The sequence below is a fragment of the Streptococcus parasanguinis genome, from assembly GCF_040908565.1.
GTDB classification, from domain to species: Bacteria; Bacillota; Bacilli; order Lactobacillales; family Streptococcaceae; genus Streptococcus; species Streptococcus parasanguinis_AC.
In genome coordinates, this window is record NZ_JBDGEA010000001.1 from 1 (window position 1) to 24,864 (window position 24,864).

Consider the following 24,864-nt stretch of genomic DNA (forward strand, 5'->3'; position numbering starts at 1 on the left):
TGCTATCTTTATGTGTCGTTATTACTTTGGAGGTTACAGTGGCGACTATGGAAAACCGACCAACGATAATCTTACAGAGTGTAAGAGACTCATCAAGGAATACATAGAACAAGAGTATGGATATAATCTTTCTCAAACACTAGATGAAATTCGTCCTACTTATCGTTTTAATGAAACTTGCCAGAATACGGTACCTCAGGCCATCATTGCCTTTCTTGAAAGTACAGATTTTGAAGATGCTATTCGAAATGCGATTTCTCTTGGTGGGGATAGTGATACTCTTGCTGCTATCACAGGAAGTATCGCCGAAGCAGCTTATGGAATCCCTGATTGGATAAAAGACAAGGCCTATAGCTATCTCGATGAGCCTTTGAAAGATGTGCTCAGACGATGGGAAGAAACGGTTGTAATAAAATAATAGATAGGCGTTATGCGGACCGATACTGAATGACGGAGGGTTATCGATGGTTATATTGGAATTGTATCAAGGTGATTATAAAAAAGATTTAGTCGTGTTTGATTCTTTAGAAGAGGGAAGAGCCTTTGTAGCGCAAATCCCGGAATATACTTTAGAAAAAGAAGATAGTTTTGATGTGGAGTATTTTAATCCAAAAAATCTACCGGCTATCACTTTGAAATTGGATGAACTCGACTTGATGTTCCACGTGTTCAAGAAACTTTCAAAAAGCATCTATGGTCAATCCCACCATCAAATACAAGTGATGCCACTCAATTATGGTATGGATTACAGTGGTCAAGTAACAGTGACTCTCTATTTTGGAATGAGTATTATAGTCTTATCCGTCTAGATGAAAATTATTTGATGACTGATTTTAAACTAGCTGCCAAAGTAGCGCGTGATGAGTAAATACGATTTTGAATAGTTGAATTCGCTTATGCCTATCTAAAGGAATTAATTTATTTAGTTCGTTTTTTTGTTTTTGATTTAAATTTAAAACGATTTCTATTTCTGGGTTGAATAAATTACACGAACTAAATATTAAATGGTTTTAAAAAAAGTTCGAAAAATACTTTACAAGTCTCTGAAAACATGATATATTGATGAAGCTTAGAAAATGAGATGATGTTTTCTAGCAAATATAAACCCGAGTAAAAAATGCCTACGGACAGGCAGGGTTGAATGCCGAAGCGTGGTTGAAAAGCCACATTATTGATAGGGTTAAAAGCCTACTTTTATAAGTTGATGTTAGGACATTAGTTCTAATTCGTATACATTTGTTAGTGTGGTGAAAGCACACGTCATCTTGTGAAACGATCAATAAAGTACGTAATATTTGCTACTAGAGAGTTAGGAAACATCAGGAACAGACATACTCAAAAGAAACAAGCATAAACACGTCAGTAGATTGTAGAGCAGGTGCCAACCTGCTCTTTTTTCATAAGTTTCCTATAACACCTGATTTTAGCTCAGGTGTAGAAAATAAAGTAAAGGAGTATGTCTTCATAATGTTAAATCAGAACCAAGCTCCCATTTATGAGGGGTTAGTTAAGTTACGAAAGAAAAGGATTGTTCCTTTCGATGTACCAGGTCATAAGCGTGGCCGTGGGAATCCAGAGTTAGTTGAACTTTTAGGGGAAAAATGCGTTGGTATTGATGTCAATTCTATGAAGCCCTTGGATAATCTTGGGCATCCTATTTCGATTATCAGAGATGCAGAAGAGCTAGCAGCAGAGGCTTTTGGAGCTGCCCATGCCTTTTTAATGATTGGCGGGACAACCTCATCCGTGCAAACCATGATTCTTTCCACCTGTAAATCCGGTGATAAAATCATCCTTCCTAGAAATGTCCATAAATCAGCTATTAATGCACTCGTTTTATGCGGTGCTATTCCCATCTATATCGAGATGAGTGTGGATCCCAAAATCGGTATTGCTTTGGGGCTTGAGAATGACCGTGTTGCCCAAGCAATCAAGGAACATCCAGATGCCAAGGCTATCCTAATAAACAATCCAACCTACTATGGAATCTGTTCAGATCTTAAGGGATTAACAGAGATGGCTCATGCTGCAGGAATGAAAGTCTTAGTAGACGAGGCTCACGGTGCTCATCTACACTTTACAGATAAACTTCCTCTATCCGCTATGGATGCAGGAGCAGATATGTCAGCTGTATCTATGCATAAGTCCGGTGGTAGCTTGACTCAAAGTTCCCTTCTTTTAGTTGGCGATCAGATGAATCCTGAGTACGTGCGTCAAATCATTAACCTGACCCAATCAACATCAGCATCCTATTTGTTAATGTCTAGTTTGGATATTTCACGCCGCAATTTGGCTCTTCGTGGTAAAGAGTCATTTGAGAAGGTCATTGAGCTATCTGAGTACGCTCGTCGTGAAATCAATGCCATCGGTGGCTACTATGCCTACTCAAAAGAGCTAGTAGATGGTGTATCGGTTTGTGATTTTGATGTAACCAAGCTGTCAGTTTACACTCAGGGTATTGGTCTAACAGGGATTGAAGTTTATGATCTCTTACGGGATGAATATGACATTCAAATTGAGTTTGGTGATATCGGCAATATCTTGGCCTACATTTCAATTGGTGACCGCATTCAAGACATTGAACGCTTGGTAGGTGCTTTGGCTGATATCAAGAGACTCTACTCGCGAGATGGAAAGGACTTGATCGCTGGCGAATATATCCAGCCTGAGTTGGTGCTATCTCCTCAGGAAGCCTTCTATGCAGATAGAAGAAGCTTAACATTAGACGAGTCCATTGGCCAGGTATGTGGGGAATTTGTCATGTGTTACCCTCCAGGAATTCCAATCCTAGCGCCAGGTGAACGGATTACACAAGGTCTTGTCGATTATATCAAATTTGCAAAGGAACGTGGTTGTTCCCTCCAAGGAACGGAAGATCCAGAGGTCAATCATATCAACGTTATTAAGAGAAAGGAGAACTAGATGGATTTATGGTTTTCTGAAGTTCATACTCCAGATGTGAAATTGTCGCTTAGAACTGCTAAACAACTCTATGCTGGAAAAAGTGAGTGGCAGGATATTGAAGTATTAGATACTCCAGCTTTTGGGAAGATTTTGATTTTAAATGGGCATGTCTTATTTTCAGATGCAGATGACTTTGTCTACAACGAAATGACAGTTCACGTTCCTATGGCTGTCCATCCCAATCCAAAGAAAGTCTTGGTTATTGGAGGTGGTGACGGTGGTGTTGCCCAAGTATTAACTCTCTATCCAGAATTGGAACAAATCGATATCGTGGAACCAGATGAGATGCTGGTTGAGGTTTGTCGAGAATATTTTCCAGATTTTGCTGCTGGGCTAGATGATCCTCGTGTTACTATTTACTACCAAAATGGACTTAGGTTTTTGAGAAACTGTGAAAATGATTACGACATTATCATTAACGATGCGACTGATCCATTTGGCCATACGGAAGGGCTCTTTACCAAGGAATTTTACGGCAATAGCTATAGAGCCTTGAAAGAGGACGGAATCATGATTTATCAGCATGGTAGTCCCTTCTTTGACGAAGATGAGTCAGCTTGTCGAAGCATGCACCGTAAGGTTAATCAAGCCTTTCCAATCAGTCGAGTTTATCAGGCACATATCCCTACCAGTCCTGCAGGCTATTGGTTATTTGGGTTTGCATCTAAAAAATACCACCCTGTCAAAGATTTTGACAAGGAAGGTTGGAAAAAACGCCAGCTTTTCACAGAATACTACACTGCAAACCTACATATTGGTGCCTTTATGTTGCCTAAGTATGTAGAAGACATTTTAGAAGAAGAGGAAGGAAGAAAATGAGTCGTTTATTAGTTATCGGATGTGGGGGCGTTGCCCAGGTTGCTATTTCAAAGATTTGTCAAGACAGCGAAACTTTTAAAGAGATTATGATTGCAAGCCGTACCAAGTCAAAATGTGATGACTTGAAGGCTAAATTAGAAGGCAAAACAAATACTAAGATTGAGACAGCTGCTCTTGATGCTGACAAGGTAGAAGAAGTGATTGCCTTGATTGAAAGCTACAAACCACAAGCTGTTTTGAACGTAGCTCTACCATACCAAGATTTAACTATTATGGATGCTTGTTTGGCAACAGGTGTCCACTATATCGATACTGCCAACTATGAGGCTGAGGACACAGAAGACCCTGAATGGCGTGCTATTTATGAGAAACGTTGTAAGGAACTTGGTTTTACAGCTTACTTTGACTACTCATGGCAATGGGCTTACCAAGAGAAATTCAAGGAAGCAGGTCTGACTGCCTTGCTTGGATCTGGTTTTGATCCAGGGGTAACCAGCGTCTTTTCAGCTTATGCACTCAAACATTACTTTGACGAAATCCACTATATCGATATTTTAGACTGTAATGGTGGTGACCACGGTTATCCATTTGCGACAAACTTTAACCCAGAAATCAATCTACGTGAGGTTTCTGCACCAGGTTCTTACTGGGAAGATGGAAAATGGGTAGAAGTCGAAGCCATGTCTATCAAACGTGAGTATGACTTCCCTCAAGTTGGTCAAAAAGACATGTATCTCCTCCACCATGAAGAAATCGAATCATTAGCAAAGAACATTCCAGGTGTTAAACGAATTCGCTTCTTTATGACTTTTGGTCAATCTTATCTAACTCACATGAAATGCTTGGAAAACGTTGGTCTCCTTCGTACAGATGCAATTAATTTTAACGGACAAGAAATCGTACCAATCCAATTCTTGAAAGCCTTGCTTCCAGATCCTGCCAGCCTTGGCCCACGTACTGTTGGTAAAACTAATATTGGATGTATCTTTACAGGTGTCAAAGATGGCGTTGAAAAGACCATCTACATCTACAATGTTTGCGACCATCAAGAATGTTACGCAGAAGTTGGTTCACAAGCCATTTCTTACACAACAGGTGTTCCAGCCATGATTGGGACAAAATTAGTGATGGATGGTACTTGGAAACAACCAGGAGTTTATAACCTTGAAGAATTGGATCCAGACCCATTCATGGAAGCTTTGAATAAATACGGTTTGCCATGGGTTGTGCTTGAAAATCCACAAATGGTGGACTAATGAAGTTAGAACAAGTACCAACACCTTCTTATATCATTGACTTAGGAAAATTAGAAGAGAATTGCCGCATTTTACAAGAGGTTCAAGAAAAAACTGGCTGTAAGGTTCTACTGGCTCAAAAGGCTTATTCCCTCTATAAAACCTATCCTTTGATTAGTCAGTATCTGTCAGGTACGACGGCTAGTGGACTCTATGAGGCTAAGTTAGCTAGAGAAGAGTTCCCTGGGGAAGTCCATGTTTTTGCGCCAGCTTTCAAGGAATCAGATATGGAAGAGTTGCTTAAAATATCTGATCATATTGTCTTTAACTCAGAGAGACAATTACGAAAATATGGTCAACGTTGTCGTGAAGTTGGTATCAGTGTCGGTCTACGCCTCAATCCTAAATGTTCAACGCAGGGTGACCACGCGCTTTATGATCCTTGTGCTCCTGGCTCTCGTTTTGGAGTGACTTCAGACAAGATACCTAGTGATTTGCTGGACTTGGTTGACGGGCTTCATTTTCATACCCTTTGTGAGCAGGGGGCAGATGATTTAGAGACAACCTTGAAAGCAGTAGAAGAGCAGTTTGGAGCCTATTTGCATCAAGTTAAATGGCTCAATATGGGTGGTGGTCATCATATTACGAGAGATGAATATGATGTGGACTTACTGATTTCTGAGATTAAACGCATTCGAGAAACTTATAACCTTGACATCTATATCGAGCCAGGAGAAGCTATTGCCCTTAATGCGGGCTATCTAGCGACAGAAGTCTTAGATATTGTTGAAAACGGGATTGAGACCTTGGTGTTAGATGCTTCAGCAAGCTGCCATATGCCAGATGTTCTTGAGATGCCTTATCGCCCTCCATTGAGAGATGGTTTTGAAGCGCAAGAAAAACCTTATACTTATAGACTCTCTTCAAATACTTGTCTTACAGGGGATATCATTGGGGATTACAGCTTTGAAAAAACGATTGAAATCGGTGATCGCCTCTATTTTGAAGACATGGCTATTTACTCCTTTGTCAAAAATAATACCTTTAACGGCATTGGGCTTCCAAGTTTGTATCTCATGGATAAAGAGGGTGAGTGCAGTCTAGTCAAAGCATTTGGCTACCAAGACTTTAAGGAGAGATTATCATGATGGACAGCCCAAAGAAATTAGGTTATCGGATGCCTGCAGAGTATGAACCCCATCATGGGACTCTCATGATATGGCCTACTCGACCAGGTTCTTGGCCTTTTCAAGGAAAGGCTGCTAAAGCAGCTTTTAGCAAGATTATCAAAACGATTGCTCAGGGGGAAACAGTCTACCTTTTGGTTGAGGAGGACTATCTATCTGAAGCACAATCCTATCTTGGAGACTATGTTGTTTATCTAGATATTCAGACAAATGATGCCTGGGCACGTGATACTGGTCCAACTATTCTCCTCAATGATCAAAGGGAAAAGTTAGCGGTAGATTGGTCTTTCAATGCCTGGGGTGGTGCTGTTGACGGTCTTTACCAAGACTATGAAGCAGATGACCAAGTAGCCAGTCGCTTTGCAGAAGTCTTAGATATACCTGTTTACGATGCCAAACCATTTGTGCTGGAAGGCGGAGCTATTCATAGTGACGGTCAAGGAACTATACTTGTGACTGAAAGTTGTTTGCTCAGTCCTGGTCGCAATCCTCAGCTGACTAAAGAAGAGATTGAAAAGACCTTACTAGAGAGCCTCGGTGCCGAAAAAGTCATTTGGTTGCCTTATGGTATTTATCAAGACGAAACAAATGAACACGTCGACAATGTTGCAGCCTTTGTTGGTCCTGCTGAGGTTGTTTTAGCTTGGACGGACGACCAAGACGATCCTCAGTATGCCATGTCTACAGCAGATCTAGCTCTTTTAGAGAAGGAAACTGATGCAAAAGGCCGGAGTTTCACTATTCATAAACTCCCAATCCCAGCTATTCATCAAGTAGTTACAGAGGAGGATTTGCCGGGCTATACTTATGAAGAAGGTGAAGAAGAACGCTATGCAGGTGAACGTTTAGCAGCTTCCTATGTGAATTTTTACATTGCTAATAAGTCTGTCTTGGTTCCACAATTTCGGGATGAAAACGACCAAGTGGCCTTGGATATTCTGAGCCAGTGTTTTCCAGACCGTGAAGTTGTCGGAATTCCTGCAAGAGATATTCTTTTAGGTGGTGGAAATATCCACTGTATTACCCAACAAATTCCAGAATAGGAGAAAAAGATGAGAAATGTAACGGTTGCAGCTATTCAGATGCAATGCGCTAAGGATGTGGAAACCAATATCCAAACAGCTGAACGCTTAGTTCGACAAGCTGCAGACAAAGGAGCCCAAATTATTCTCTTGCCTGAATTATTTGAACGTCCCTATTTCTGTCAGGAACGTCAGTATGACTACTACCAGTATGCCCAGTCGGTGACAGAAAATACGGCTATTCAGCATTTTAAAGAGATTGCCAAGGAACTAAAGGTCGTTTTACCAATCAGTTTCTATGAAAAAGATGGCAATGTATTATACAATTCCATTGCTGTCATTGATGCAGATGGAGAAGTACTAGGCGTTTATCGGAAGACACACATACCAGATGACCATTATTATCAAGAAAAATTCTTCTTTACTCCTGGAAACACAGGTTTCAAGGTCTGGGATACTCGCTATGCCAAGATTGGTATTGGCATTTGTTGGGATCAGTGGTTCCCAGAAACAGCCCGTTGCCTGGCACTAAATGGCGCAGAATTGCTCTTTTATCCAACAGCCATTGGTTCAGAGCCTATTTTGGATACAGATAGTTGTGGTCATTGGCAACGTACCATGCAAGGACACGCAGCAGCAAATATTGTACCAGTTATTGCAGCCAATCGTTATGGTTTAGAAGAAGTCACTCCTTGTGAGGAAAATGGGGGGCAAAGTTCTAGTCTTAATTTCTACGGTTCATCCTTTATGACTGATGAAACAGGAGCTATTTTAAGTCAAGCAGAACGACAAGGCGAAGCTATCTTGTTAACTACTTATGACCTTGACAAGGGAGCGAATGAGCGCCTGAATTGGGGTCTCTTTAGAGACAGAAGACCAGATATGTATAAAGATATTGTCATATGAAAAAGCCTATCGTAGGCTTTTCTTTTTGGAAGTTCGTATAATAGGGGAAATGAGGAACTTCGTAAATACAAAACACAAGGTGATAGACAGAACAATCTATCACCTTTTTCAGTTTAAAACTATTTATCACCAATTACGCACTCAAATTTCTTATCTCTTACAACTTTTATTTAGTGAAAGAGGAATCCATTTTTCACTTGAATCCCTTCTCATTTGTATGGTAGAATGTATATACAAATTGTATGTACAAAGGAGAGGTAGAAATGGCAAACACGAAAGCAGTGAATTTTCGCGCAGATGCGATGTTTTACCAAAAAACAAAAGAGGTGCTTGCAGATCAAAAAATTTCTGTGTCAGATGTCCTGAATGCGGCACTTCGAAAAGTTGCCAACGGGACTGTGGATCCAGAAGAATTTGTTTCAAGTGATTTACAGAACACGCAGTATCAAGTGGCCTTTGAGGATTTGAAGAAGGAGATTTTAGTGGGGCACCAGGAAATCGCTCAAGGAAAAGTTACTTCTGTAGCCGATGTGAGAAAGGAATTTGGTCTTGACTAAGTTGAAACGTTATCAGGTCTTTCTTTCAGATCGTGCTAAGCAGGGCTTGCGTGACATTCACGACTATATTCTTGTGGATTTTTATAGCCAGCAAGCTGCAGACGGCAAAGTTGATTTGCTATTAAGTGCTCTTGAGACCCTAGAACTGTTTCCAGAAGCCTGTCCTCTGGTATCAAGCCGGGGCTATGGTGAGATGACGAATGATGGAAAACCCTATCGTTATATGCCAATAGAGAACTATCTCGCATTTTATTATATGGAGAAGCATAGGGTGTATGTTGCTCGTATCCTCAGTGCAAAGCAGGATTTGGTCAAGATTTTTTATAAGTAGATTGAGGAACCTCCATGTTAAAATCAAATAAGCTAATCATTTTTTTAATTTCTCTACCCTTTCTGATGGTCCTTGTTTTCTATTCTCTTAGTGAGCATCCTGGATATAGTGATGATGGGAATTTCGTCAGAAATCATGAGACTGCTATTAAGCGTGAGATCATCGCAAACTTAGCTCGGGAAAAGCAGGGCATAGAATCTGTGACCTTATTGCCAAATACTGCTAGGGGCGAGTATGATAATGGTGGTGATGTGAGTGGACATTACCATATCTATTTTACAGCCTACGTCAATCATAATCGCGAGCGAACGATAAGCGTAGAACTATTCTTCCCAGATGCCAGCATCCCCCCTTTCACCTTGTTTCACCCTAACCCTTATAAAAGCAAGAACCAAAAGATGGCCAATTGGTTTGTGGAAAGGATTGAAGAATCAGAAGACCATACTAAGGATTGAATATTGTCAGTTTACATAGAATAAGGAGAAAAAGATGTTTCGTTTTTTCAAGAAAAAAGTAGCTAAAAAACATACAAGAGACTTACAGGAAAATACTATGGCTATTGAAGAAGGCAAAAACAACACTAATCAAACTTCTGAAGAATTTCTTTACTTTGATCATTTGAACTTTAAACTAGCCATTATTCAAGTCTTGATGTATGAAGAAGAGCTTCTAAAGCCTGCTTTTGATATTTTTGATTTCGCAGAAGAGTTTAGCGACTTGGATATTGATACCGAAAGCATGGAGATCATTCAACCAGCTTTAGAGTATTTTGAAAAACTCCAAATCCCTAGGGAGTACGCCAAGCATGTCCAAGAGATTGATATGGACGGTGGTAATGAGATTTATATGAATCTGATTCCTCAGTGGGATGGCGAAGATGAGATTTTTGATCTCAATGAAGTAAGTATGGAAGAATTGAACCAGTTTCCGAACTTGAAAGAAGCAACTATCATGACCAGCAATTTCGACAAAGTCAAAGCAGTTTTTAAGGAATCTGGCATAGCGGTGGACTTGTTGTAAAAACTTAGTGCAGGGGATCCATCGTTTTATTTAATAAAACAAAAAATCGAAATCTAAACAGATCTTCTATATCTGTAACCGTTTTTTCTGCTATAATATCACTATATAGAAATGTGGGAGTTTCAATCATGGTTACAAAACGATTTTTGAAAAATGTTATTGTTGCGATGGTCTCGGTTTTTATGTCCATGGCCGTTGTTTAAGGGGTTCAAGCCCAGCAAACTGGACTCGACTATCAAAGTCTTAACCTGCTACCTTTTACTGGTAACAAACAACTCGTTCTAGGGGAGTTTGACCATTTAGGTCGTGCGACCTCCGCTCATATTCAGCTGCAGGACAAGGATGAGCCAAAGAAAAAAAGAGAACCACGGCTCAGCTATAATCCGGTTGGATGGCACAATTATAAGATCGCTTATGGAAACAAGGGAAAGAAGGCCTGGTTGTTCCACAGAGGGCATTTGATTGGCTATCAGTTTAGCGGTCTGACCAATGAAGGGAAAAATCTGGTTCCTCTAACTGCTTGGACCAATACGGGGAATTATAAAGGGACAGCGGATAGCAATGTGGAGGGCATGCTCTACTACGAGAAACGACTCGATAGCTGGCTGGCTACCCACCCAAATTACTGGTTAGACTATAAGGTGATACCTGTCTACACGGGGGATGAATTGATTCCTCGGCAGGTGACCTTGCAATATGTAGGAATTGATCGAGATGGCAACCTTTTACCTATCCATCTAAGTAGTCCCAAAGAGTCAGTAGATGCTTATGGAATCACCACCGTTACCTTGGACAACTACTCTAAGAATGCGACTATTGATTATCTGAAGGGAACTGCCAAGCCATCTTTAGTGCCGACAGAACCAAGTAGTCAACCACAATCTGCTAGTCCTTCTGTAGAGACGCAACCAAGTCAAGCCCCTCAACCGAGTCAGCCAGCAGTGCCTGCACAGCCAGTTCAACCTGTAGAGCCTGCAGCACCAGTCCAACCTGTAGAGCCTGCAGCACCAACTCCTCAACTGGCTCCAGTTGTTTATGTAGCCAGAAATGGGAGTGCGGATGTCTATTGGTACTCACTAGATAATATGCCTCGCAATACTAATTTTTCTAAGGTTGTTCAAATGTCAGAAGAGCAAGCGCTAAGTCTTGGAAAGCGGCATACAAGTAAGGAATGAGGATCAGTTATTCTGCTAATGAAAAAGCCCAAATACTGGGCTTTTTGTGTGCATTACAATCTTATAAAGTTAGTAGTCTAAAATTATCTCTCTCAACATATTGCAAACCTTTTCATAAAGTTGTATACTAATAAATGATTTTATGTAATCGTTTGTATAAAGCGGTAAATGATGAAAAGAGAGTATAGTAGGAGACGAGACAGATGGAATTAACAGCGATTTATCACCGGCCTGAATCGGAGTACGCCTATCTTTATAAGGATGGCCAGCTCCATATTCGCATCCGGACTAAGAAAGAGGATATCAAACGGATTGTCTTGCACTATGGGGATCCCTTTATTTTTATAGAGGATCTTTATGAGGCAACTAAGGAAATGGACAAGGTGACGACAGACGACCTCTTTGATTATTGGCAAGTGTCGGTATCTGTCCGCCATGCCCGGATCCAGTACCTCTTTGAATTAGAGGACACAGCGGGAGAGAAGACCTTATACGGAGATCGAGGTGTAGCAGCCTACAACAGGCAGAACCTGGACTTCGTCATGAACGGCTTTAAGCTTCCTTTTATCCATGAGATTGATGGGTGTGCTGTTCCAAATTGGGTGGCGCAGACGGTTTGGTACCAAATCTTTCCTGAGCGATTTGCCAATGGGAATCCAGCTATTTCGCCAAAAGGTGTTCGTCCTTGGGATGCCTCTATTGACCCTCAAATCTTGGATTTCTTTGGTGGTGATTTGCAAGGGATTATCGATCACTTAGATTACTTGCAGGAGTTAGGGATTACAGGGCTCTACCTTTGCCCGATTTTTGAATCTCCGAGCAACCACAAGTACGATACCATTGATTATTTTGAAATTGATCGACATTTTGGAGATAAGGAGACCTTCCGCCAGCTAGTGAAAGAGGCCCATACGCGTGGGATGAAGATTATGCTGGATGCCGTCTTTAACCATATTGGCTATGATTCACCCCAATGGCAGGATGTGGTCAAATACGGGGAGGATTCGATTTACAAGGACTGGTTCCATATCAAAGAGTTCCCTATCTCCTCAGAAAATCTGTGGAATAGTCGCGACTTATCTTACCATGCTTTTGCCTTTGCAGGCTTTATGCCTAAGCTCAATACGGCTAATCCTGAGGTGAAGGCCTATCTCTTGAAGGTGGCGACTTACTGGATTGAAGAGTTTGATATTGATGCTTGGCGACTGGATGTGGCCAATGAGATCGACCATCAATTCTGGCGGGATTTCCGTAAGGCGGTCTTAGCCAAGAATCCGGACCTCTATATCCTCGGGGAAATCTGGCATTCGTCCCAACCTTGGCTTAAGGGCGATGAGTTCCATGCGGTGATGAACTATCCCCTCTCTGAAAGTATCAAGGATTATTTCCTGCGGGGGCATAAGGAGACGCAACGCTTCATTTGGGAGATCAATAGCCAGTCTATGTACTACAGGCAGCAGATTTCTGAGGTCATGTTCAACCTCTTGGACTCGCATGATACAGAGCGCATCCTGACGACGGCTAAAGGCGATCTCCAGTCCGTTAAGTCTGCCCTCGCCTTCCTCTATCTGCAACGAGGAACGCCCTGTATTTATTATGGAACGGAGCTAGCCCTCATCGGTGGTCCAGATCCAGATTGCCGCCGTGTCATGCCATGGGAGCGCGTGGCAGCGGACAATGACATGCTCAACTTTATGAAGGAATTGATCCAGCTCCGAAAAGAAGTAGCGGGCATGATTCAGTATGGTAAAGTGAGTCTGGAAGAAGTGGAGCCGGATGTGGTAGCAGTAGAATGGCAGCATGAGGGTCAGATTCTCAAAGCCTACTTTAACCAGTCGAAGAAAGACGTTGTCTTAGAAAGAGGACAGGCAGATCTGATCAGCCTTGGGAGCATCTCTGATGATCAATTGGTTATCCAACCAAATGGATTTGTTATTTATAGGGAAAATTAGGAATGAAGTAGACTGGAATCGAAAGATTGCAGTCTTTCTTTTTTATTAATAGTTTCTTTATTCGTGCCCTTATATTATAATGGGAGATGAGAAAGGGGGAGACAGTGATGAGGATGTCAGCTATCAATCCTATTTCGTTTAAAAAAAGAATGACAGAATTTCTGTTTGATTATCTTTTCATTTTAGCTTATTTAGTTCTTCTGTTTTTAGGTTCGATGCTTATTTACATCATCTTTTTTAATGGCGTCCCAGAGTTTACAGAAATTCAGTCGCAGTGGCTTGTATTTGTCACCTCTGTTCTACCAATCACGCTCCTGTTCACATTCTTGGATTATAAAAATGATGGCAGTTTTGGGAAGGTAAAAGCGGGACTTGAGCTGGTCTACCAGAAAAAAACAGTTCAGGCTAGCTTGATCAGAAATACCATTAAATTTTTACCTTGGCAACTCGGTCATATGGGCACAATTCATGGCTTCTATAGTAATTTTGATAGATTATCCATTAGCCTTTCTATTTCGGCGACTCTCCTCGCAGTTTTGCTACTGGTAATGACGATGTTTAGGAAAGATAAGAGGCACCTAGGTGACCTGCTAGCCCATACGCAAGTGCAACTAAAAGAAGAATAGGGTAGAGATTGTTTATCCTATCCTTAAAGAAAAAGACAAACATAGTTAGGAAGTATTTGTATGAATGAGACTGTTGAGTTTACAAATCTTTGTATGGTAAGAGACGGCGATAGAGTTCTTGTTATGGATCGTAAAAAAGAGGACTGGCCAGGCATAACCTTTCCTGGAGGTCATGTCGAAGCGGGAGAATCATTTACGGAAGCAGTAATCCGTGAAGTGAAGGAAGAAACTGGCTTAAGGATTGCTTCTCCCCAGATTTGTGGAATGAAAGATTGGGTAGAAGACGGCATTCGTTATGTAGTTCACTTTTATAAGACAGAAAAGTTTGACGGAGAATTAATATCCTCTGAAGAGGGGGGAGTCTGGTGGGAGGACCTGAAAGAATTGCCAAATCTAGACCTCTCCTTAGATATGGAGGATATGCTTCGTATCTTTCTTGAAGAAGACCTGTCTGAATTTTTTTACTACCAAGATGGAGAAGACTGGAATTACGATTTAAAGTAAAATTGAATGCTGATTCTTAAAAAAAATAACCTGATCCAAATGTAATAGAGCAAAGTCCCAAATTAAAAGTGATGAGTGACTTAGTCAAAAAATATGATTGGAATTGGGATAATAACTGTGTTAGATCTCACCATGGTAGCATGCTTAGTCTATTTGAAACTGAGATAGAAAAACACAAATAAGTGTGGCTTACCCTTGGTCTATTTTTCGGTTCCTATAGTTGTACTTTATCCTACATAGGTGTATAATGTGTCCTTAGATAAACAAATGAGGAATTTACTATGGAATTAAAAGATTTTACAGAAAAAGAACAAGAACAGATCAACCAAGGTTTGAGTACAGCTGAGATTTCTGATAAAGAAGCAGCGAAGAAGTTGCTCGCTTTAGTCCCGCAAGAATGGATCAAGCGTATTCCTTTCTTTGTCAGAGGGCATGCGACGACCAAGACAGTTGAGCGTGTAGCAAAGCAATATCCTGAACACTATGCCGTGGCCAAGCGTCAAGGAGAACTTCCTGAAAAAGAAGGAGAAGAGCTCCGCAAGATTATGACAGCTATCTTTGAAGAAAAGATGAACAAACACAAGATTAAATAATCTTTTGTTATTTTTTTATCTCACATTGAACGAGTGATTGCAGTTGAAAGATTGCAGTCACTTTTTTATTCACTAGCATAAAGACTTTTACACTAGTAAATAAAAATGAACAATATTTCATGATATAATACTAATGAAAGCAGTTTCATAGAGATGAAAGATTCCATTGGAGAAAAACAAGTAAAGGTATTCATTATGAAAAAATTTTTGATATTTATTTTTACAATTTTTGGATTATTTGCGGGAATGCTAGCTTTGATGGCAATTGAGTATCAAATAAGTTATAATAAATGGAAAAGTTCATATTCAGGATCATTAGTAACTGATTCTGAAGAAAAATACTCTACTTCAAGTGATGGAAATAAGGATGATTTTGAATCATCAAAACAAGAATACGCTTCTTCAAGTTCTAGTACGCAGAATTATGATTATAAAAAATATGCTTCTTCAAGTGATGGAAATAAGGACGATTTAGAATTATTATTTAATTTGCTTGTGATAAAGCTTTTTCATCCAGCTTTAGTAGAAAAAGAATTTAGAAGGGCATATGTAACAGCTAAGCAACTGTCAAAGGATTCTCCTATTTCGAAGGAGGCTATCAAAAATAAAATAAAGATTTATAATTATTCAGACGGAGCCAACCAGTATGCTGTATATAAGCTTAATATAGACTGGAAAGAGCAGGCTGTTTTAGCAGCAAAATCACTTCAAAGGTATCGTTATTCAAAAGAAAAATTAGTTTGGCAACTTATAAATGTTGAACTATTTACTCAAGAAGAGGCTGACTATGCTGCAGAACAAGTTCATTTCGATTGGAGGGAGAACGCTGTGAAAGAAGCGGAATCTTATGCAAATGGTAGCAACATTTCGAAAGAAAAGATATTAGAAATACTTGTTGAAAATAGAAAATTTACTCAAGAAGAAGCTGAGTATGCAATAGAACATGCCAAAATAGATTGGTTGAATTAAACAATAGTTTTAATTTTGATTTTTGTAACACATTGAAGAGCTGGACAGTCTGCCAGCTCTTTTTTGCTACCTATAAAGTTTCCTCATTTCGTGAAAAATAGTTGGAGCTAAGTCAGTTTTAAACTATAATATAGGAGAAGGAGATTCGATAGGAAAAAGAAATGTATCATGTTACAAAACATCTTAGTATAGAGAAAAGGAACTAATCTATGAAACCATCTAAAAAAATCATGCTCCTTACTAGCTGTGCCTTGGCGATCTTTGCTTTAGCGGCTTGTGGGACCAACCAAAAGCAATCCAAGGAAAAGAAGGAAACTTCCACTGTGCAGAAATCTAGTTCAGACAAGGAGCTCTACAAGGGAACTTACAGCAACCTCAATAGCAAGGCTAGTGTCGAAGAAGTGCGGGCTCTCTTGTCTGCTTATTTGGATCAGGAAAGTGTAGACAAATTTCTTGGTCTAGTAACGGACTATGATAGCATTGTCGGCTCGGTCGGTTTGACGGGTGACTTCAGCAAGTTCAAGAAAACAGACTACAATGTCGAGAAGATCAGTGACTTGTGGACCAAGCAGAAGGGCGATTTCGTCGGGACCAACTGCCGGATCAATAGTTATACCTTGCTGAAGAATCGCATCGGGATTCCTAAGATGAAAGCGGATAGTGAACTCTTGTTCGTGGACAATGATGCCATTGACAAAGGGAAGATCTTCGATGAGTCAGACAAGGAAGCTTTTAACATTCTGTATTCACGGGTTCCGACAGAGGCGACAACGGATGTCAAAGTCCATGCCAAGAAGATGGAAGAGTATTTTTCTCACTTCAAGTTCAATGAAAATGCCCGCATGCTTTCCGTTATCGTTCATGATAACCTAGACGGGAATACCCTTTTTGTCGGGCACGTCGGTGTCTTGGTTCCTGCAAAGGACGGCTATCTCTTTGTTGAAAAGCTAACCTTTGAAGAGCCTTACCAAGCCATCAAATTTGCGACCAAGGAAGATGTCTACAAATACTTGGAGACCAAATACCAAGATTACACCGGTGAAGGTCTAGCAAAGCCCTTTATCATGGACAATGAAAAATGGGTTGAAATGAAATAGAGGATGAAGGGTAGCGTGTTAGAGTTTAGAAAGATGATGATGTATACTCCAATTATATATGTGCTCGTTTTCTTACTCTTTTTCAGTCTTCTCCTTTTCCTGAGAAGAAGGGCAATCGCGAGGCGTAGTGGTGGTCCCTTCTTTGCTCCCTTCCATATTAACCGTGGCATCTTCTATATTCATGTGTCTCTGTGTTTCAGCCGTCGCAGGATCCCATTGAAAGAGATCCAGCAAATCACGTACGCAATTTTTCGTGGTCGCGCTGGTGGTGGGAGTCGCTATGCTTTCTATATCGAACTCAGAAATGGAAAGACCATTCCCTTCTTTTTTGGTAAAAGTAAACAGAATGAACTGTTGGTTGAAAAACTCAAGCAAAATGCTGGTAAGTATGGGTTTAAAGTACATTTTCAACGGTAGAATACAATCACCTGAAGGAAACAAAACTAAGATTTGATTCTCTGTAAAAACGAAAGTGAGCAATTCTATGAACGATTCTATGAAAGAATATATCCACTTAAAAAAGCGGTTCCAAGCGCAAGATAAGGATTCATCCAGCGTGCTGGCTCTCTATGAATTTGCGGATCGGCTGACCTTAGTGGAAACTCTAGAAGCTAAGCAGGTCTTGGTGGATGTGTATCAGGAGTTGGGCTTGTATGCCAGTGCCTTTGCTCTCTTCTCAGAGCTAGTAGACAAGTCTGATCGCAAGCAAGTTAAGAAACTTTTCACCTTAGAAAAGATGAGTCTAAGTCATGGAGATCGCTTTGCGCTCTCTCGTCCCTTGACCGAAAAAGAAAAAGAGGCTCACCGAGAGAAAGTAAAAGATTTACCCCAGTTTCGATATCATCCGGACCCACTAGCGACGGGTGCCTTTAAGGAAGGGGAGCCCAAGACCTGCCCTTCGTGTGGGGAAGACCACACCATCTACTATGCACTGAGACCTTATTGTGTAGAAGAGTTAAGACATCTCTGTCCAACTTGTATTTCTACTGGTCGTGCTGCCCAAAAGATTGAAGCAGACTTTATCCAAGATGCTGATTGGCAAGGGGTCATGGATAAGGAAAAAGACCAGGTCCTCTTCAGTCAAACTCCAGGCTATATTAGCTGGCAGGGCGAATATTGGCTCTCTTGTTGCCAAGACTACTGTGCCTATCTGGGGACAGTTGGCACTCGTGAACTGGAAGAGATGGGCATTGTTGAGCAAGTTTTGGAAGAATATGAGGCGCGTGATGAATTTCAGGATGTAGCTGAATACTTAGTCAAGGATGGTTCTATGTGTGGCTATCTCTTTCGATGTCTACACTGTGAACAATACCATCTTTGGGTCGATGCGGATTAGGGGGATGCTCCAAATCTAATAGAGCCATGAACTAGATGAAAGAATAGAAAAGGAATCACGAATGAGTAGAAAGCAAGCCCTATCTATGTATTTGTTAGGAACCTTTGGTCAAGTATTAGGTGTCAGCCTTCTGGTTTGGTTTTTAAGAGCAGGAGGAGTCAAGGTTGATTTTACATCACCAATTGGGATCATCACTATGATTGTAGGTGGTTTGTCATCAGCTTTGTGGGGCAGTCTTGCAAGCATTAGTTACCATCAATCTAGTTTCAAACAAGTTCTCAAAGTTTTTTTTCAAGTCAAAGACAGTTTAGCAAATTATTGTTTGGTGCTTGTTTTCTTGCTGCTCGACTTTTTCCCATTTATCTTAGGTGGTAAGATTACCACTCAATCGTTGGTCTTGCCAGTGGTGCTCTTTTTCAAGGCTCTTCTTTTTGGTGGGATTGAAGAAATTGGCTGGCGTTATTTCTTTCAACCAACTTTGGATGAAAAAAGATCTTATCTTTCAGCTACTTTGATCACCTTTTTAGCCTGGTCTATTTGGCATCTTTTTTACTTCTACATTGATGGTTCTTTCCCTTGTCTGGTTCCTCTGGCATATCCCTATTTATCAACTCCCTTGGATTACAGCGGGTTCATCCAACTATCTCATCTTTTACCTGATGATCCTAGGGAATATCTTCCTATTTGGAGCGCTCAAGGAGTACTCGAAAGGAGCTATTCCTTGTATCCTCGCTCATATGCTGATCGATAGTCTAGCAGTTCTCATGCTGGTTCAGAGTTCTCTTCCTCAGATTATCCTTCTGGTTAGTTTCGAAATCCTAGTAGCCTCTTGGCTAGTGGCTAGTAGAAAATTATAGAAATAGAAGTTAACCTCTCACTGAATTTCGGTGGGAGGTTTTTGAGAAAATGTTGAAACTTGGGACAGATATCTTTTAGAAGGACAGAAACGACAGCCCAACCATGGAATTTTTAAATCGATTGGATCAAAACTGATCTTGATAAGTATTTAAAATACTAGTTTGAAGAGCCTCAGGGCTCTTTTAACTTGATCAGATAGAGTTAGAAGGAGTAGAAAAATTTGTGTAAAATTTATTTTTTAAATATTGCACAAATAGTGGCGTGAAAGGGATGAAATAGAGTATACTAGTTTGTGTAAGACCAATATTTTTAAGTACCTAATTCAGGAGGGCAGTTTATGTCACAAGAAACTACTTACATCATGGCGATTGACCAAGGAACCACTAGTTCACGGGCTATCATTTTTAACAAAAAAGGCGAGCAAGTTAGCTCTAGTCAAAAGGAATTCACTCAGATTTTTCCGCAGGCTGGTTGGGTGGAGCACAATGCTAATGAGATTTGGAACTCTGTTCAGTCGGTGATCGCTGAAGTCTTTATTGAAAGTGGCATCAAGCCCAATCAAATCGAGGCGATCGGCATTACTAATCAACGGGAAACGACAGTTGTTTGGGATAAGAATACGGGTCTTCCCATTTACAATGCTATTGTATGGCAATCACGGCAAACTGCTCCACTGGCTGAAGAGCTAAAAAACCAAGGCTATGTAGAAACCTTCCACCAAAAGACAGGTTTGGTCATCGATGCTTACTTTTCAGCAACGAAAGTTCGTTGGATCTTGGACCATGTAGAAGATGCACAAGAACGAGCTGAAAAAGGCGAATTACTCTTTGGGACCATTGATACTTGGCTGGTCTGGAAGCTGACGGATGGAGCAGCCCACGTGACAGACTATTCCAATGCTGCCCGGACCATGCTCTACAATATCAAGGAACTGAAATGGGACGATGAAATCTTAGAAATTCTCAACATTCCTAAAGCCATGCTTCCTGAAGTGCGTTCAAACTCTGAGATTTATGGCAAGACAGCTCCTTTCCATTTCTACGGTGGACAAGTACCGATTGCAGGGATGGCAGGAGACCAGCAAGCTGCCCTCTTTGGCCAATTGGCTTTTGAACCTGGTATGGTTAAAAATACCTATGGAACTGGATCCTTCATCATTATGAATACGGGTGAGGAGCTACAGTTATCGGAAAATAACTTGCTGACGACGATTGGTTATGGGATCAATGGCAAGGTCTACTATGCCCTTGAAGGATCTATCTTTATCGCTGGGAGTGCCATTCAGTGGCTTCGTGACGGTCTGCGTATGATCGACAGTTCTCCTGAATCTGAAGTCTATGCTCTGAAGTCCCAGAACCAGGATGAAATCTATGTGGTCCCTGCCTTTACGGGTCTTGGAGCCCCATACTGGAATCAAGAGGCGCGTGGTTCTGTCTTTGGCCTTACTCGGGGAACGACTAAGGAAGACTTTATCAAAGCAACCCTTCAATCCATTGCTTATCAAGTTCGCGATATCATCGACACCATGGAGGTAGATGCCAAAACTCCTATCCCTGTCCTAAAAGTAGACGGAGGAGCAGCGAAAAATGATTATTTAATGCAGTTTCAGGCAGATATTCTTGGGATTGCGATTGCTCGTGCCAAAAACTTGGAGACGACAGCTTTAGGTGCCGCCTTCTTAGCAGGTCTGACAGTAGGCTATTGGAAGGACTTAGATGAATTAAAATCTCTTCATGGAGCAGCTCAAATCTTTGAACCCAAGATGGATGAAGCCCGGAAAGAAGAGCTGTACAAGGGATGGAAGAAAGCTGTCAAAGCCACTCAAGTATTTGCGGAGTCTGATGACTAAAGGGACTCATCAAATGAATAGTTTATGAGAGAGTGGGACAGAAATCGGTCATTCGTTAGAATTCGATTTCGTCGTCCCACCTCCGCACAGTTGAGTAGGGCTGTAAAAGCTGATGAAATCAGCGTAGTAGAGCCCACTCAACCACTGCGTCTTGCTCGACAATCCAAAAACAATTAAGAGGCTAGGACTTTTGTCCTAATCTCTTTTTATGTAGTTTTTACAGAATAGAATAGTGATCCGTTTTGGTTAAAAGCCATATTCTATTTCACGCTTTAGTTCATTTATCACTAAATAAAAATATCATATAAATAAATTTTTTTAAAAAATAACAGGCCAAAGTTTGACACTTTTTTCACAAAGGAGTATACTGTTAGCATAGTTTTGGAAGGAACTTATGATAGATTCACTCAAAACTAGTTGTCAACCCTTGCTGTTCTTATAGGAACGTTTGTTGGTATCGTTGATGCCAAGGAGGAATCATATGTCTAAAGTAGCTATTGTCACAGGTGCTGGTCAAGGAATCGGTTTTGCAATTGCAAAACGTTTGGTGCAAGATGGCTTTAAGGTTGGAGTATTGGACTACAATGCTGAAACAGCTGAAAAAGCAGTTGCTGAGTTATCAGCAGATAATGCTTTTGCAGTCGTAGCTGATGTGTCTAAACAAGAAGAAGTGGCTGCGGCTTTCCAAAAGGTTGTTGACCATTTTGGAGACTTAAACGTCGTCGTCAACAACGCTGGTGTTGCACCAACTACACCACTTGATACGATTACAGAAGAACAATTTGAGCGCACTTTTGCCATTAACGTTGGTGGCGTGATTTGGGGTGCTCAAGCTGCACAAGCTCAATTCAAAGCGCTTGGCCATGGAGGAAAAATCATCAATGCCACCTCACAGGCTGGTGTCGTTGGTAACCCTAATCTGACTGTCTATGGTGGTACTAAATTCGCTGTTCGTGGAATCACGCAAACATTGGCACGTGACTTGGCAGATTCAGGCATCACTGTCAATGCGTATGCACCTGGTATCGTTAAGACTCCAATGATGTTTGATATTGCCCATGAAGTTGGGAAGAATGCAGGTAAAGATGACGAATGGGGTATGCAAACATTCGCTAAAGATATCACTTTGAAACGTCTTTCAGAACCAGAAGATGTAGCAGCAGCGGTCAGCTTCCTTGCTGGACCTGATTCAAACTACATCACAGGCCAAACCATTATCGTGGATGGTGGAATGCAGTTCCATTAAGTTGAAAAAAAGAGGTGGGATCAACATCCTAACCTCTTATTTTTTATACTATTTCATTAATACAATGGTATCAGAAGGATCGCGATCGTCATCTTCAATAGTGAGTTGGTTACCTTCTAGTTTGTAAAATTTGAGATCATCTCCTACAGTAAGAGTATGATTATCAGCGTGAATGGTTACAGGCTTGCTTTCTTTCTCGCCATCACTTTCAACCTCTTCCCATGTGCCAGTTGTACCAGAGAGGGTCAAAGTGATCTGATCAGTTTCATCAGTCCCTTTGTATGTACCATCAAGATTTTCACCCTGGCTAGCAGTTTGAGAATCCTTAGAGTTTGAAGCGCTTGATGCGATCTGTTGTGAACTAGCAGAGCTTGCAGGTGTTTGAGCTGTCTGGTTCGAGCAGGCTGCTAAAAGACCAAGAACTGCCAGTGAGGCAAGAGAAAGTGTGAATTTATTGGACAATGTCATAGGCTTGTCTCCTTTCTTTGATATCCCAAGTATAGCAAAGGAAGAAGGAGAACTCAATGAAAATGACTTTTCTGAAAGCTAGGAAAGTAGGATTCGAAAAGGAGTTATATTATATTAGTAATCGTCGTTAGATAGTTTCTTATATTTCTTTCAATAAAATGAAAGAATTTTACAAACAAATGAAAAATGTAACCGTTTTCGGTTGACATTCAATCAGCTAATTAGTATAATGGGTGTGGAATAATATAAAAGGCAATGAGGCCTATGATTGCAATGGCGCAACCGTTTCAAATCATAGGTTCTTTGTTGCCTTTTTTCTAATTAAAAATTTTTTTTGGAGGTTTTCTCATGAAGAAACATCGTCTCTTTTTAGTTTGTGGTCTAGCCTTATTTATGGTTGGTTGTCAGGCTTCTCAGTCGTCTAAAACAACTGAGTCTAGTAAAGCTAGTCAGGAAACAAGCGTGAAGAAAGAAGATCAAGTCCTTGAACGTGGTCAGTGGGAGGACAAACTATATAAGAAATTAAGTAATGTCATTAAAGAAAATGGCAAAACTAGTTCAAAATATGATGAATCAGCAAAACCATATGCTGTATTTGACTGGGATAACACAACTGTCATCAATGATATTGGTGAAGCAACTTTCACCTATCAAATCGAAAACTTAGAATTTAAGATGACCCCAGAAGAGTTGGATAAGGCCATTCGGACCAATATTCCAGAAGACAACTTCAAAGAAGAACATAACAACAAAGAAGGAAATCCAGTTAATATAGATAAGATCGCCAAGGATATCGTATCTGATTATACTGTTATTTATAATGAATACAAAGGATTCAAAGGTTCTAAGAGCCTCGAAGAAGTAAAAAAATTAGACGAATATAAAGATTTCAGTGCTAAATTACGTTATCTTTACGAAGCAATTGGTGGAACTTTCAGCTCAGATATTTCTTATCCTTGGGTAACTTACTTGTTTACTGGTATGACATCTAAAGAAGTTCAAGCGGTATCGGAAAAATCAATTGAACGTGCTTTGAAAGAAGATTTGGTTTATGAAACATGGGAAAGTCCAGAAAGCTTGAAGGGTGAAGCTGGTCAAGTAGAAATCAAATTTAAACGTGGTGTTCGCGCAGTAAAAGAGATGCAAAATCTTTATAAAACACTACAAGATAATGGCATAGATGTTTATGTTGTTTCTGCTTCCTTCCGTGATGTTATTGTTCCTTTTGCTACTAAGGAAAAATTTGGATATAATATTACTGAAGACCATGTCTATGGAATGGAACTTGTTAAAAATGATTCTGGTGTCATTCAATCAGAATACAATAACGACTACTTCCAAACACAAGGTGAAGGAAAAACAAAAACAATTAAGAAGTTCATAGCAGATAAACATGGGAACCAAGATCCTATTCTAATTGCTGGAGATAGTAATGGGGACTATGCAATGTTGAAAGATTTTGAAGGATTACAGATGGGAATCATCTTTAACCTATTACGGGATCCATCCAAAGGAATTGGCTTACTTTCACAGACTGCAGTAGATACATATGATAGCAAAGATGCCAAATACTTCCTACAAGGTCGTGATGAAAACAAAGGTGTTTTAGTTAAGAGTAGAGAAACAATCAAGTTAGGAACTGATGAGGCGCAGTTAATTAAAAAATAGGGGAGATTTATGAAGAAAATCATGTTTGTTGGTTCAGTGGGAGTAGGGAAAACAACTCTGACCCAACGATTAAAAGGATTAGATATTGAGTATTTTAAAACGCAGGCTGTTCAATTCCACGATAGTATTATTGATACGCCAGGGGAATTTTTACAACACAGACGCTATTACAATGCTTTAACAGTGACTGCAGCAGAAGCTGAAATCATTGGACTCTTAATTGCAGGGAATTCAACCATGCAAACTTTTCCTCAAGGATTTTCTTCATTATTTACCCAAGATGTGATTGGAATCATTAGCAAGATTGATTTAGTCGACTCAGAGGAGCAATTAGAATTTGCACGCAAACAATTGTTAGATGCGGGTGTAACAAGGATTTTTGAGATTTCTTCTACTGAGAATACTGGAATCGATGCTTTAAAAGACTTTCTTGAGACTGAGTAAACATGATATAATCTAAGTGGACTATTTTAGCTTTCAAG

25 protein-coding genes and 3 pseudogenes are annotated in these 24,864 nt (G+C 40.4%); 27 read left to right on the forward strand and 1 reads right to left on the reverse strand.

Translation table 11 applies throughout. The annotated features are described in order from the left end of the window. From AB5Y61_RS00005 to AB5Y61_RS00120, 25 genes and pseudogenes are all read left to right on the forward strand, one after another. A partial coding sequence (locus AB5Y61_RS00005; protein ID WP_368402438.1) for an ADP-ribosylglycohydrolase family protein occupies positions 1 to 418 on the forward strand: 418 nt, incomplete at its 5' end. Positions 419 to 464: 46 nt separating this feature from the next. Continuing rightward, positions 465 to 665 (forward strand): annotated as a pseudogene (locus AB5Y61_RS00010) (hypothetical protein); the annotation flags it as partial. Continuing rightward, positions 647 to 868 (forward strand): annotated as a pseudogene (locus AB5Y61_RS10600) (hypothetical protein); the annotation flags it as partial. The pseudogenes AB5Y61_RS00010 and AB5Y61_RS10600, both read left to right, overlap by 19 nt. Positions 869 to 1,467: 599 nt before the next feature. After that, positions 1,468 to 2,922 carry an aminotransferase class I/II-fold pyridoxal phosphate-dependent enzyme gene (locus AB5Y61_RS00015; protein WP_368402440.1) on the forward strand — a complete coding sequence of 485 codons (1,455 nt, stop codon included), beginning with the start codon at positions 1,468 to 1,470 and terminating at the stop codon, positions 2,920 to 2,922. Further along, on the forward strand, positions 2,923 to 3,783 hold the full coding sequence (gene speE, locus AB5Y61_RS00020; protein ID WP_006596119.1) for a polyamine aminopropyltransferase: 861 nt from the start codon (positions 2,923 to 2,925) through the stop codon (positions 3,781 to 3,783). It abuts the gene before it with no gap. Next, positions 3,780 to 5,039 carry a saccharopine dehydrogenase family protein gene (locus AB5Y61_RS00025; protein WP_368402443.1) on the forward strand — a complete coding sequence of 420 codons (1,260 nt, stop codon included), beginning with the start codon at positions 3,780 to 3,782 and terminating at the stop codon, positions 5,037 to 5,039. Before speE ends, AB5Y61_RS00025 begins: the two co-directional genes overlap by 4 nt. Then, entirely contained in the window at positions 5,039 to 6,166 is a 1,128-nt protein-coding gene (gene nspC, locus AB5Y61_RS00030; protein ID WP_368402445.1) for a carboxynorspermidine decarboxylase, read from the forward strand. The genes AB5Y61_RS00025 and nspC overlap by 1 nt, the downstream gene beginning before the upstream one ends. After that, positions 6,163 to 7,248 carry an agmatine deiminase gene (aguA, locus tag AB5Y61_RS00035; RefSeq protein WP_368402447.1) on the forward strand — a complete coding sequence of 362 codons (1,086 nt, stop codon included), beginning with the start codon at positions 6,163 to 6,165 and terminating at the stop codon, positions 7,246 to 7,248. The genes nspC and aguA overlap by 4 nt, the downstream gene beginning before the upstream one ends. 9 nt (positions 7,249 to 7,257) lie before the next feature. Further along, on the forward strand, positions 7,258 to 8,133 hold the full coding sequence (gene aguB, locus AB5Y61_RS00040) for an N-carbamoylputrescine amidase (protein WP_368402448.1): 876 nt from the start codon (positions 7,258 to 7,260) through the stop codon (positions 8,131 to 8,133). Positions 8,134 to 8,396: 263 nt separating this feature from the next. Then, a complete protein-coding gene (relB, locus tag AB5Y61_RS00045) occupies positions 8,397 to 8,690 on the forward strand; it encodes a type II toxin-antitoxin system RelB/ParD family antitoxin (RefSeq protein WP_368402449.1) in 294 nt (97 codons plus the stop codon). Then, on the forward strand, positions 8,683 to 9,021 hold the full coding sequence (locus tag AB5Y61_RS00050; protein WP_368402450.1) for a type II toxin-antitoxin system RelE/ParE family toxin: 339 nt from the start codon (positions 8,683 to 8,685) through the stop codon (positions 9,019 to 9,021). Before relB ends, AB5Y61_RS00050 begins: the two co-directional genes overlap by 8 nt. A gap of 14 nt (positions 9,022 to 9,035) precedes the next feature. After that, entirely contained in the window at positions 9,036 to 9,476 is a 441-nt protein-coding gene (locus AB5Y61_RS00055; RefSeq protein ID WP_368402452.1) for a hypothetical protein, read from the forward strand. A gap of 97 nt (positions 9,477 to 9,573) precedes the next feature. Next, a complete protein-coding gene (locus AB5Y61_RS00060) occupies positions 9,574 to 10,041 on the forward strand; it encodes a DUF6892 domain-containing protein (protein ID WP_368402454.1) in 468 nt (155 codons plus the stop codon). Between the two features lie 248 nt (positions 10,042 to 10,289). Next, positions 10,290 to 11,216: a DNA/RNA non-specific endonuclease gene (locus AB5Y61_RS00065; protein ID WP_439145104.1), complete on the forward strand. Its 927-nt coding sequence runs from the start codon at positions 10,290 to 10,292 to the stop codon at positions 11,214 to 11,216. Positions 11,217 to 11,419: 203 nt separating this feature from the next. Beyond that, positions 11,420 to 13,168 carry a glycoside hydrolase family 13 protein gene (locus AB5Y61_RS00070; protein WP_368402455.1) on the forward strand — a complete coding sequence of 583 codons (1,749 nt, stop codon included), beginning with the start codon at positions 11,420 to 11,422 and terminating at the stop codon, positions 13,166 to 13,168. Between the two features lie 86 nt (positions 13,169 to 13,254). Beyond that, positions 13,255 to 13,794, forward strand: a complete 540-nt coding sequence (locus tag AB5Y61_RS00075) for an RDD family protein (protein ID WP_368402457.1) — start codon at positions 13,255 to 13,257, stop codon at positions 13,792 to 13,794. A 60-nt stretch (positions 13,795 to 13,854) separates the two neighbouring features. After that, a complete protein-coding gene (locus tag AB5Y61_RS00080) occupies positions 13,855 to 14,298 on the forward strand; it encodes an 8-oxo-dGTP diphosphatase (protein ID WP_368402459.1) in 444 nt (147 codons plus the stop codon). A 281-nt stretch (positions 14,299 to 14,579) separates the two neighbouring features. After that, positions 14,580 to 14,891, forward strand: coding sequence for a hypothetical protein (locus AB5Y61_RS00085; protein WP_368402460.1), 312 nt, complete (start codon positions 14,580 to 14,582; stop codon positions 14,889 to 14,891). A gap of 153 nt (positions 14,892 to 15,044) precedes the next feature. After that, positions 15,045 to 15,860 carry an Ltp family lipoprotein gene (locus AB5Y61_RS00090; protein ID WP_368402462.1) on the forward strand — a complete coding sequence of 272 codons (816 nt, stop codon included), beginning with the start codon at positions 15,045 to 15,047 and terminating at the stop codon, positions 15,858 to 15,860. A 209-nt stretch (positions 15,861 to 16,069) separates the two neighbouring features. After that, positions 16,070 to 16,957 (forward strand): DUF4300 family protein, encoded by an 888-nt coding sequence (locus AB5Y61_RS00095; RefSeq protein ID WP_368402463.1) that lies wholly within the window; start codon positions 16,070 to 16,072, stop codon positions 16,955 to 16,957. Positions 16,958 to 16,960: 3 nt separating this feature from the next. Further along, the gene (locus AB5Y61_RS00100; protein WP_368402465.1) at positions 16,961 to 17,374 is read left to right on the forward strand and encodes a hypothetical protein; all 414 of its coding nucleotides are present in this window, start codon (positions 16,961 to 16,963) and stop codon (positions 17,372 to 17,374) included. Between the two features lie 67 nt (positions 17,375 to 17,441). After that, a complete protein-coding gene (locus AB5Y61_RS00105; protein ID WP_368402466.1) occupies positions 17,442 to 18,293 on the forward strand; it encodes a CbrC family protein in 852 nt (283 codons plus the stop codon). 61 nt (positions 18,294 to 18,354) lie between these two features. After that, positions 18,355 to 19,150: pseudogene (locus AB5Y61_RS00110) on the forward strand (CPBP family glutamic-type intramembrane protease). Positions 19,151 to 19,488: 338 nt separating this feature from the next. After that, a complete protein-coding gene (gene glpK / locus AB5Y61_RS00115; RefSeq protein ID WP_368402469.1) occupies positions 19,489 to 21,000 on the forward strand; it encodes a glycerol kinase GlpK in 1,512 nt (503 codons plus the stop codon). Between the two features lie 481 nt (positions 21,001 to 21,481). Beyond that, positions 21,482 to 22,246, forward strand: a complete 765-nt coding sequence (locus tag AB5Y61_RS00120) for a (S)-acetoin forming diacetyl reductase (protein ID WP_368402471.1) — start codon at positions 21,482 to 21,484, stop codon at positions 22,244 to 22,246. Between the two features lie 48 nt (positions 22,247 to 22,294). On the opposite strand, the gene AB5Y61_RS00125 is transcribed toward AB5Y61_RS00120, so the two are convergent. After that, entirely contained in the window at positions 22,295 to 22,714 is a 420-nt protein-coding gene (locus AB5Y61_RS00125; protein WP_368402472.1) for an SP_0198 family lipoprotein, read from the reverse strand. A gap of 348 nt (positions 22,715 to 23,062) precedes the next feature. Between AB5Y61_RS00125 and AB5Y61_RS00130 the strand changes: the two genes are divergently transcribed. Further along, on the forward strand, positions 23,063 to 24,382 hold the full coding sequence (locus AB5Y61_RS00130; protein ID WP_368402473.1) for a haloacid dehalogenase-like hydrolase: 1,320 nt from the start codon (positions 23,063 to 23,065) through the stop codon (positions 24,380 to 24,382). A gap of 9 nt (positions 24,383 to 24,391) precedes the next feature. Continuing rightward, on the forward strand, positions 24,392 to 24,826 hold the full coding sequence (locus AB5Y61_RS00135; RefSeq protein ID WP_023023536.1) for a EutP/PduV family microcompartment system protein: 435 nt from the start codon (positions 24,392 to 24,394) through the stop codon (positions 24,824 to 24,826). Positions 24,827 to 24,864: the final 38 nt, after the last annotated feature.

Bases quoted from the DNA above. Each gene is read 5' to 3' on its own strand.
- AB5Y61_RS00015 (WP_368402440.1), top strand. From the start codon at position 1,468: ATGTTAAATCAGAACCAAGCTCCCATTTATGAGGGGTTAGTTAAGTTA.
- speE (WP_006596119.1), top strand. From the start codon at position 2,923: ATGGATTTATGGTTTTCTGAAGTTCATACTCCAGATGTGAAATTGTCG.
- AB5Y61_RS00025 (WP_368402443.1), top strand. From the start codon at position 3,780: ATGAGTCGTTTATTAGTTATCGGATGTGGGGGCGTTGCCCAGGTTGCT.
- nspC (WP_368402445.1), top strand. From the start codon at position 5,039: ATGAAGTTAGAACAAGTACCAACACCTTCTTATATCATTGACTTAGGA.
- aguA (WP_368402447.1), top strand. From the start codon at position 6,163: ATGATGGACAGCCCAAAGAAATTAGGTTATCGGATGCCTGCAGAGTAT.
- aguB (WP_368402448.1), top strand. From the start codon at position 7,258: ATGAGAAATGTAACGGTTGCAGCTATTCAGATGCAATGCGCTAAGGAT.
- relB (WP_368402449.1), top strand. From the start codon at position 8,397: ATGGCAAACACGAAAGCAGTGAATTTTCGCGCAGATGCGATGTTTTAC.
- AB5Y61_RS00055 (WP_368402452.1), top strand. From the start codon at position 9,036: ATGTTAAAATCAAATAAGCTAATCATTTTTTTAATTTCTCTACCCTTT.
- AB5Y61_RS00060 (WP_368402454.1), top strand. From the start codon at position 9,574: ATGGCTATTGAAGAAGGCAAAAACAACACTAATCAAACTTCTGAAGAA.
- AB5Y61_RS00070 (WP_368402455.1), top strand. From the start codon at position 11,420: ATGGAATTAACAGCGATTTATCACCGGCCTGAATCGGAGTACGCCTAT.
- AB5Y61_RS00075 (WP_368402457.1), top strand. From the start codon at position 13,255: ATGAGAAAGGGGGAGACAGTGATGAGGATGTCAGCTATCAATCCTATT.
- AB5Y61_RS00080 (WP_368402459.1), top strand. From the start codon at position 13,855: ATGAATGAGACTGTTGAGTTTACAAATCTTTGTATGGTAAGAGACGGC.
- AB5Y61_RS00085 (WP_368402460.1), top strand. From the start codon at position 14,580: ATGGAATTAAAAGATTTTACAGAAAAAGAACAAGAACAGATCAACCAA.
- AB5Y61_RS00090 (WP_368402462.1), top strand. From the start codon at position 15,045: ATGAAAGATTCCATTGGAGAAAAACAAGTAAAGGTATTCATTATGAAA.
- AB5Y61_RS00095 (WP_368402463.1), top strand. From the start codon at position 16,070: ATGAAACCATCTAAAAAAATCATGCTCCTTACTAGCTGTGCCTTGGCG.
- AB5Y61_RS00100 (WP_368402465.1), top strand. From the start codon at position 16,961: ATGAAGGGTAGCGTGTTAGAGTTTAGAAAGATGATGATGTATACTCCA.
- AB5Y61_RS00105 (WP_368402466.1), top strand. From the start codon at position 17,442: ATGAACGATTCTATGAAAGAATATATCCACTTAAAAAAGCGGTTCCAA.
- glpK (WP_368402469.1), top strand. From the start codon at position 19,489: ATGTCACAAGAAACTACTTACATCATGGCGATTGACCAAGGAACCACT.
- AB5Y61_RS00120 (WP_368402471.1), top strand. From the start codon at position 21,482: ATGTCTAAAGTAGCTATTGTCACAGGTGCTGGTCAAGGAATCGGTTTT.
- AB5Y61_RS00125 (WP_368402472.1), bottom strand. From the start codon at position 22,714: ATGACATTGTCCAATAAATTCACACTTTCTCTTGCCTCACTGGCAGTT.
- AB5Y61_RS00130 (WP_368402473.1), top strand. From the start codon at position 23,063: ATGAAGAAACATCGTCTCTTTTTAGTTTGTGGTCTAGCCTTATTTATG.
- AB5Y61_RS00135 (WP_023023536.1), top strand. From the start codon at position 24,392: ATGAAGAAAATCATGTTTGTTGGTTCAGTGGGAGTAGGGAAAACAACT.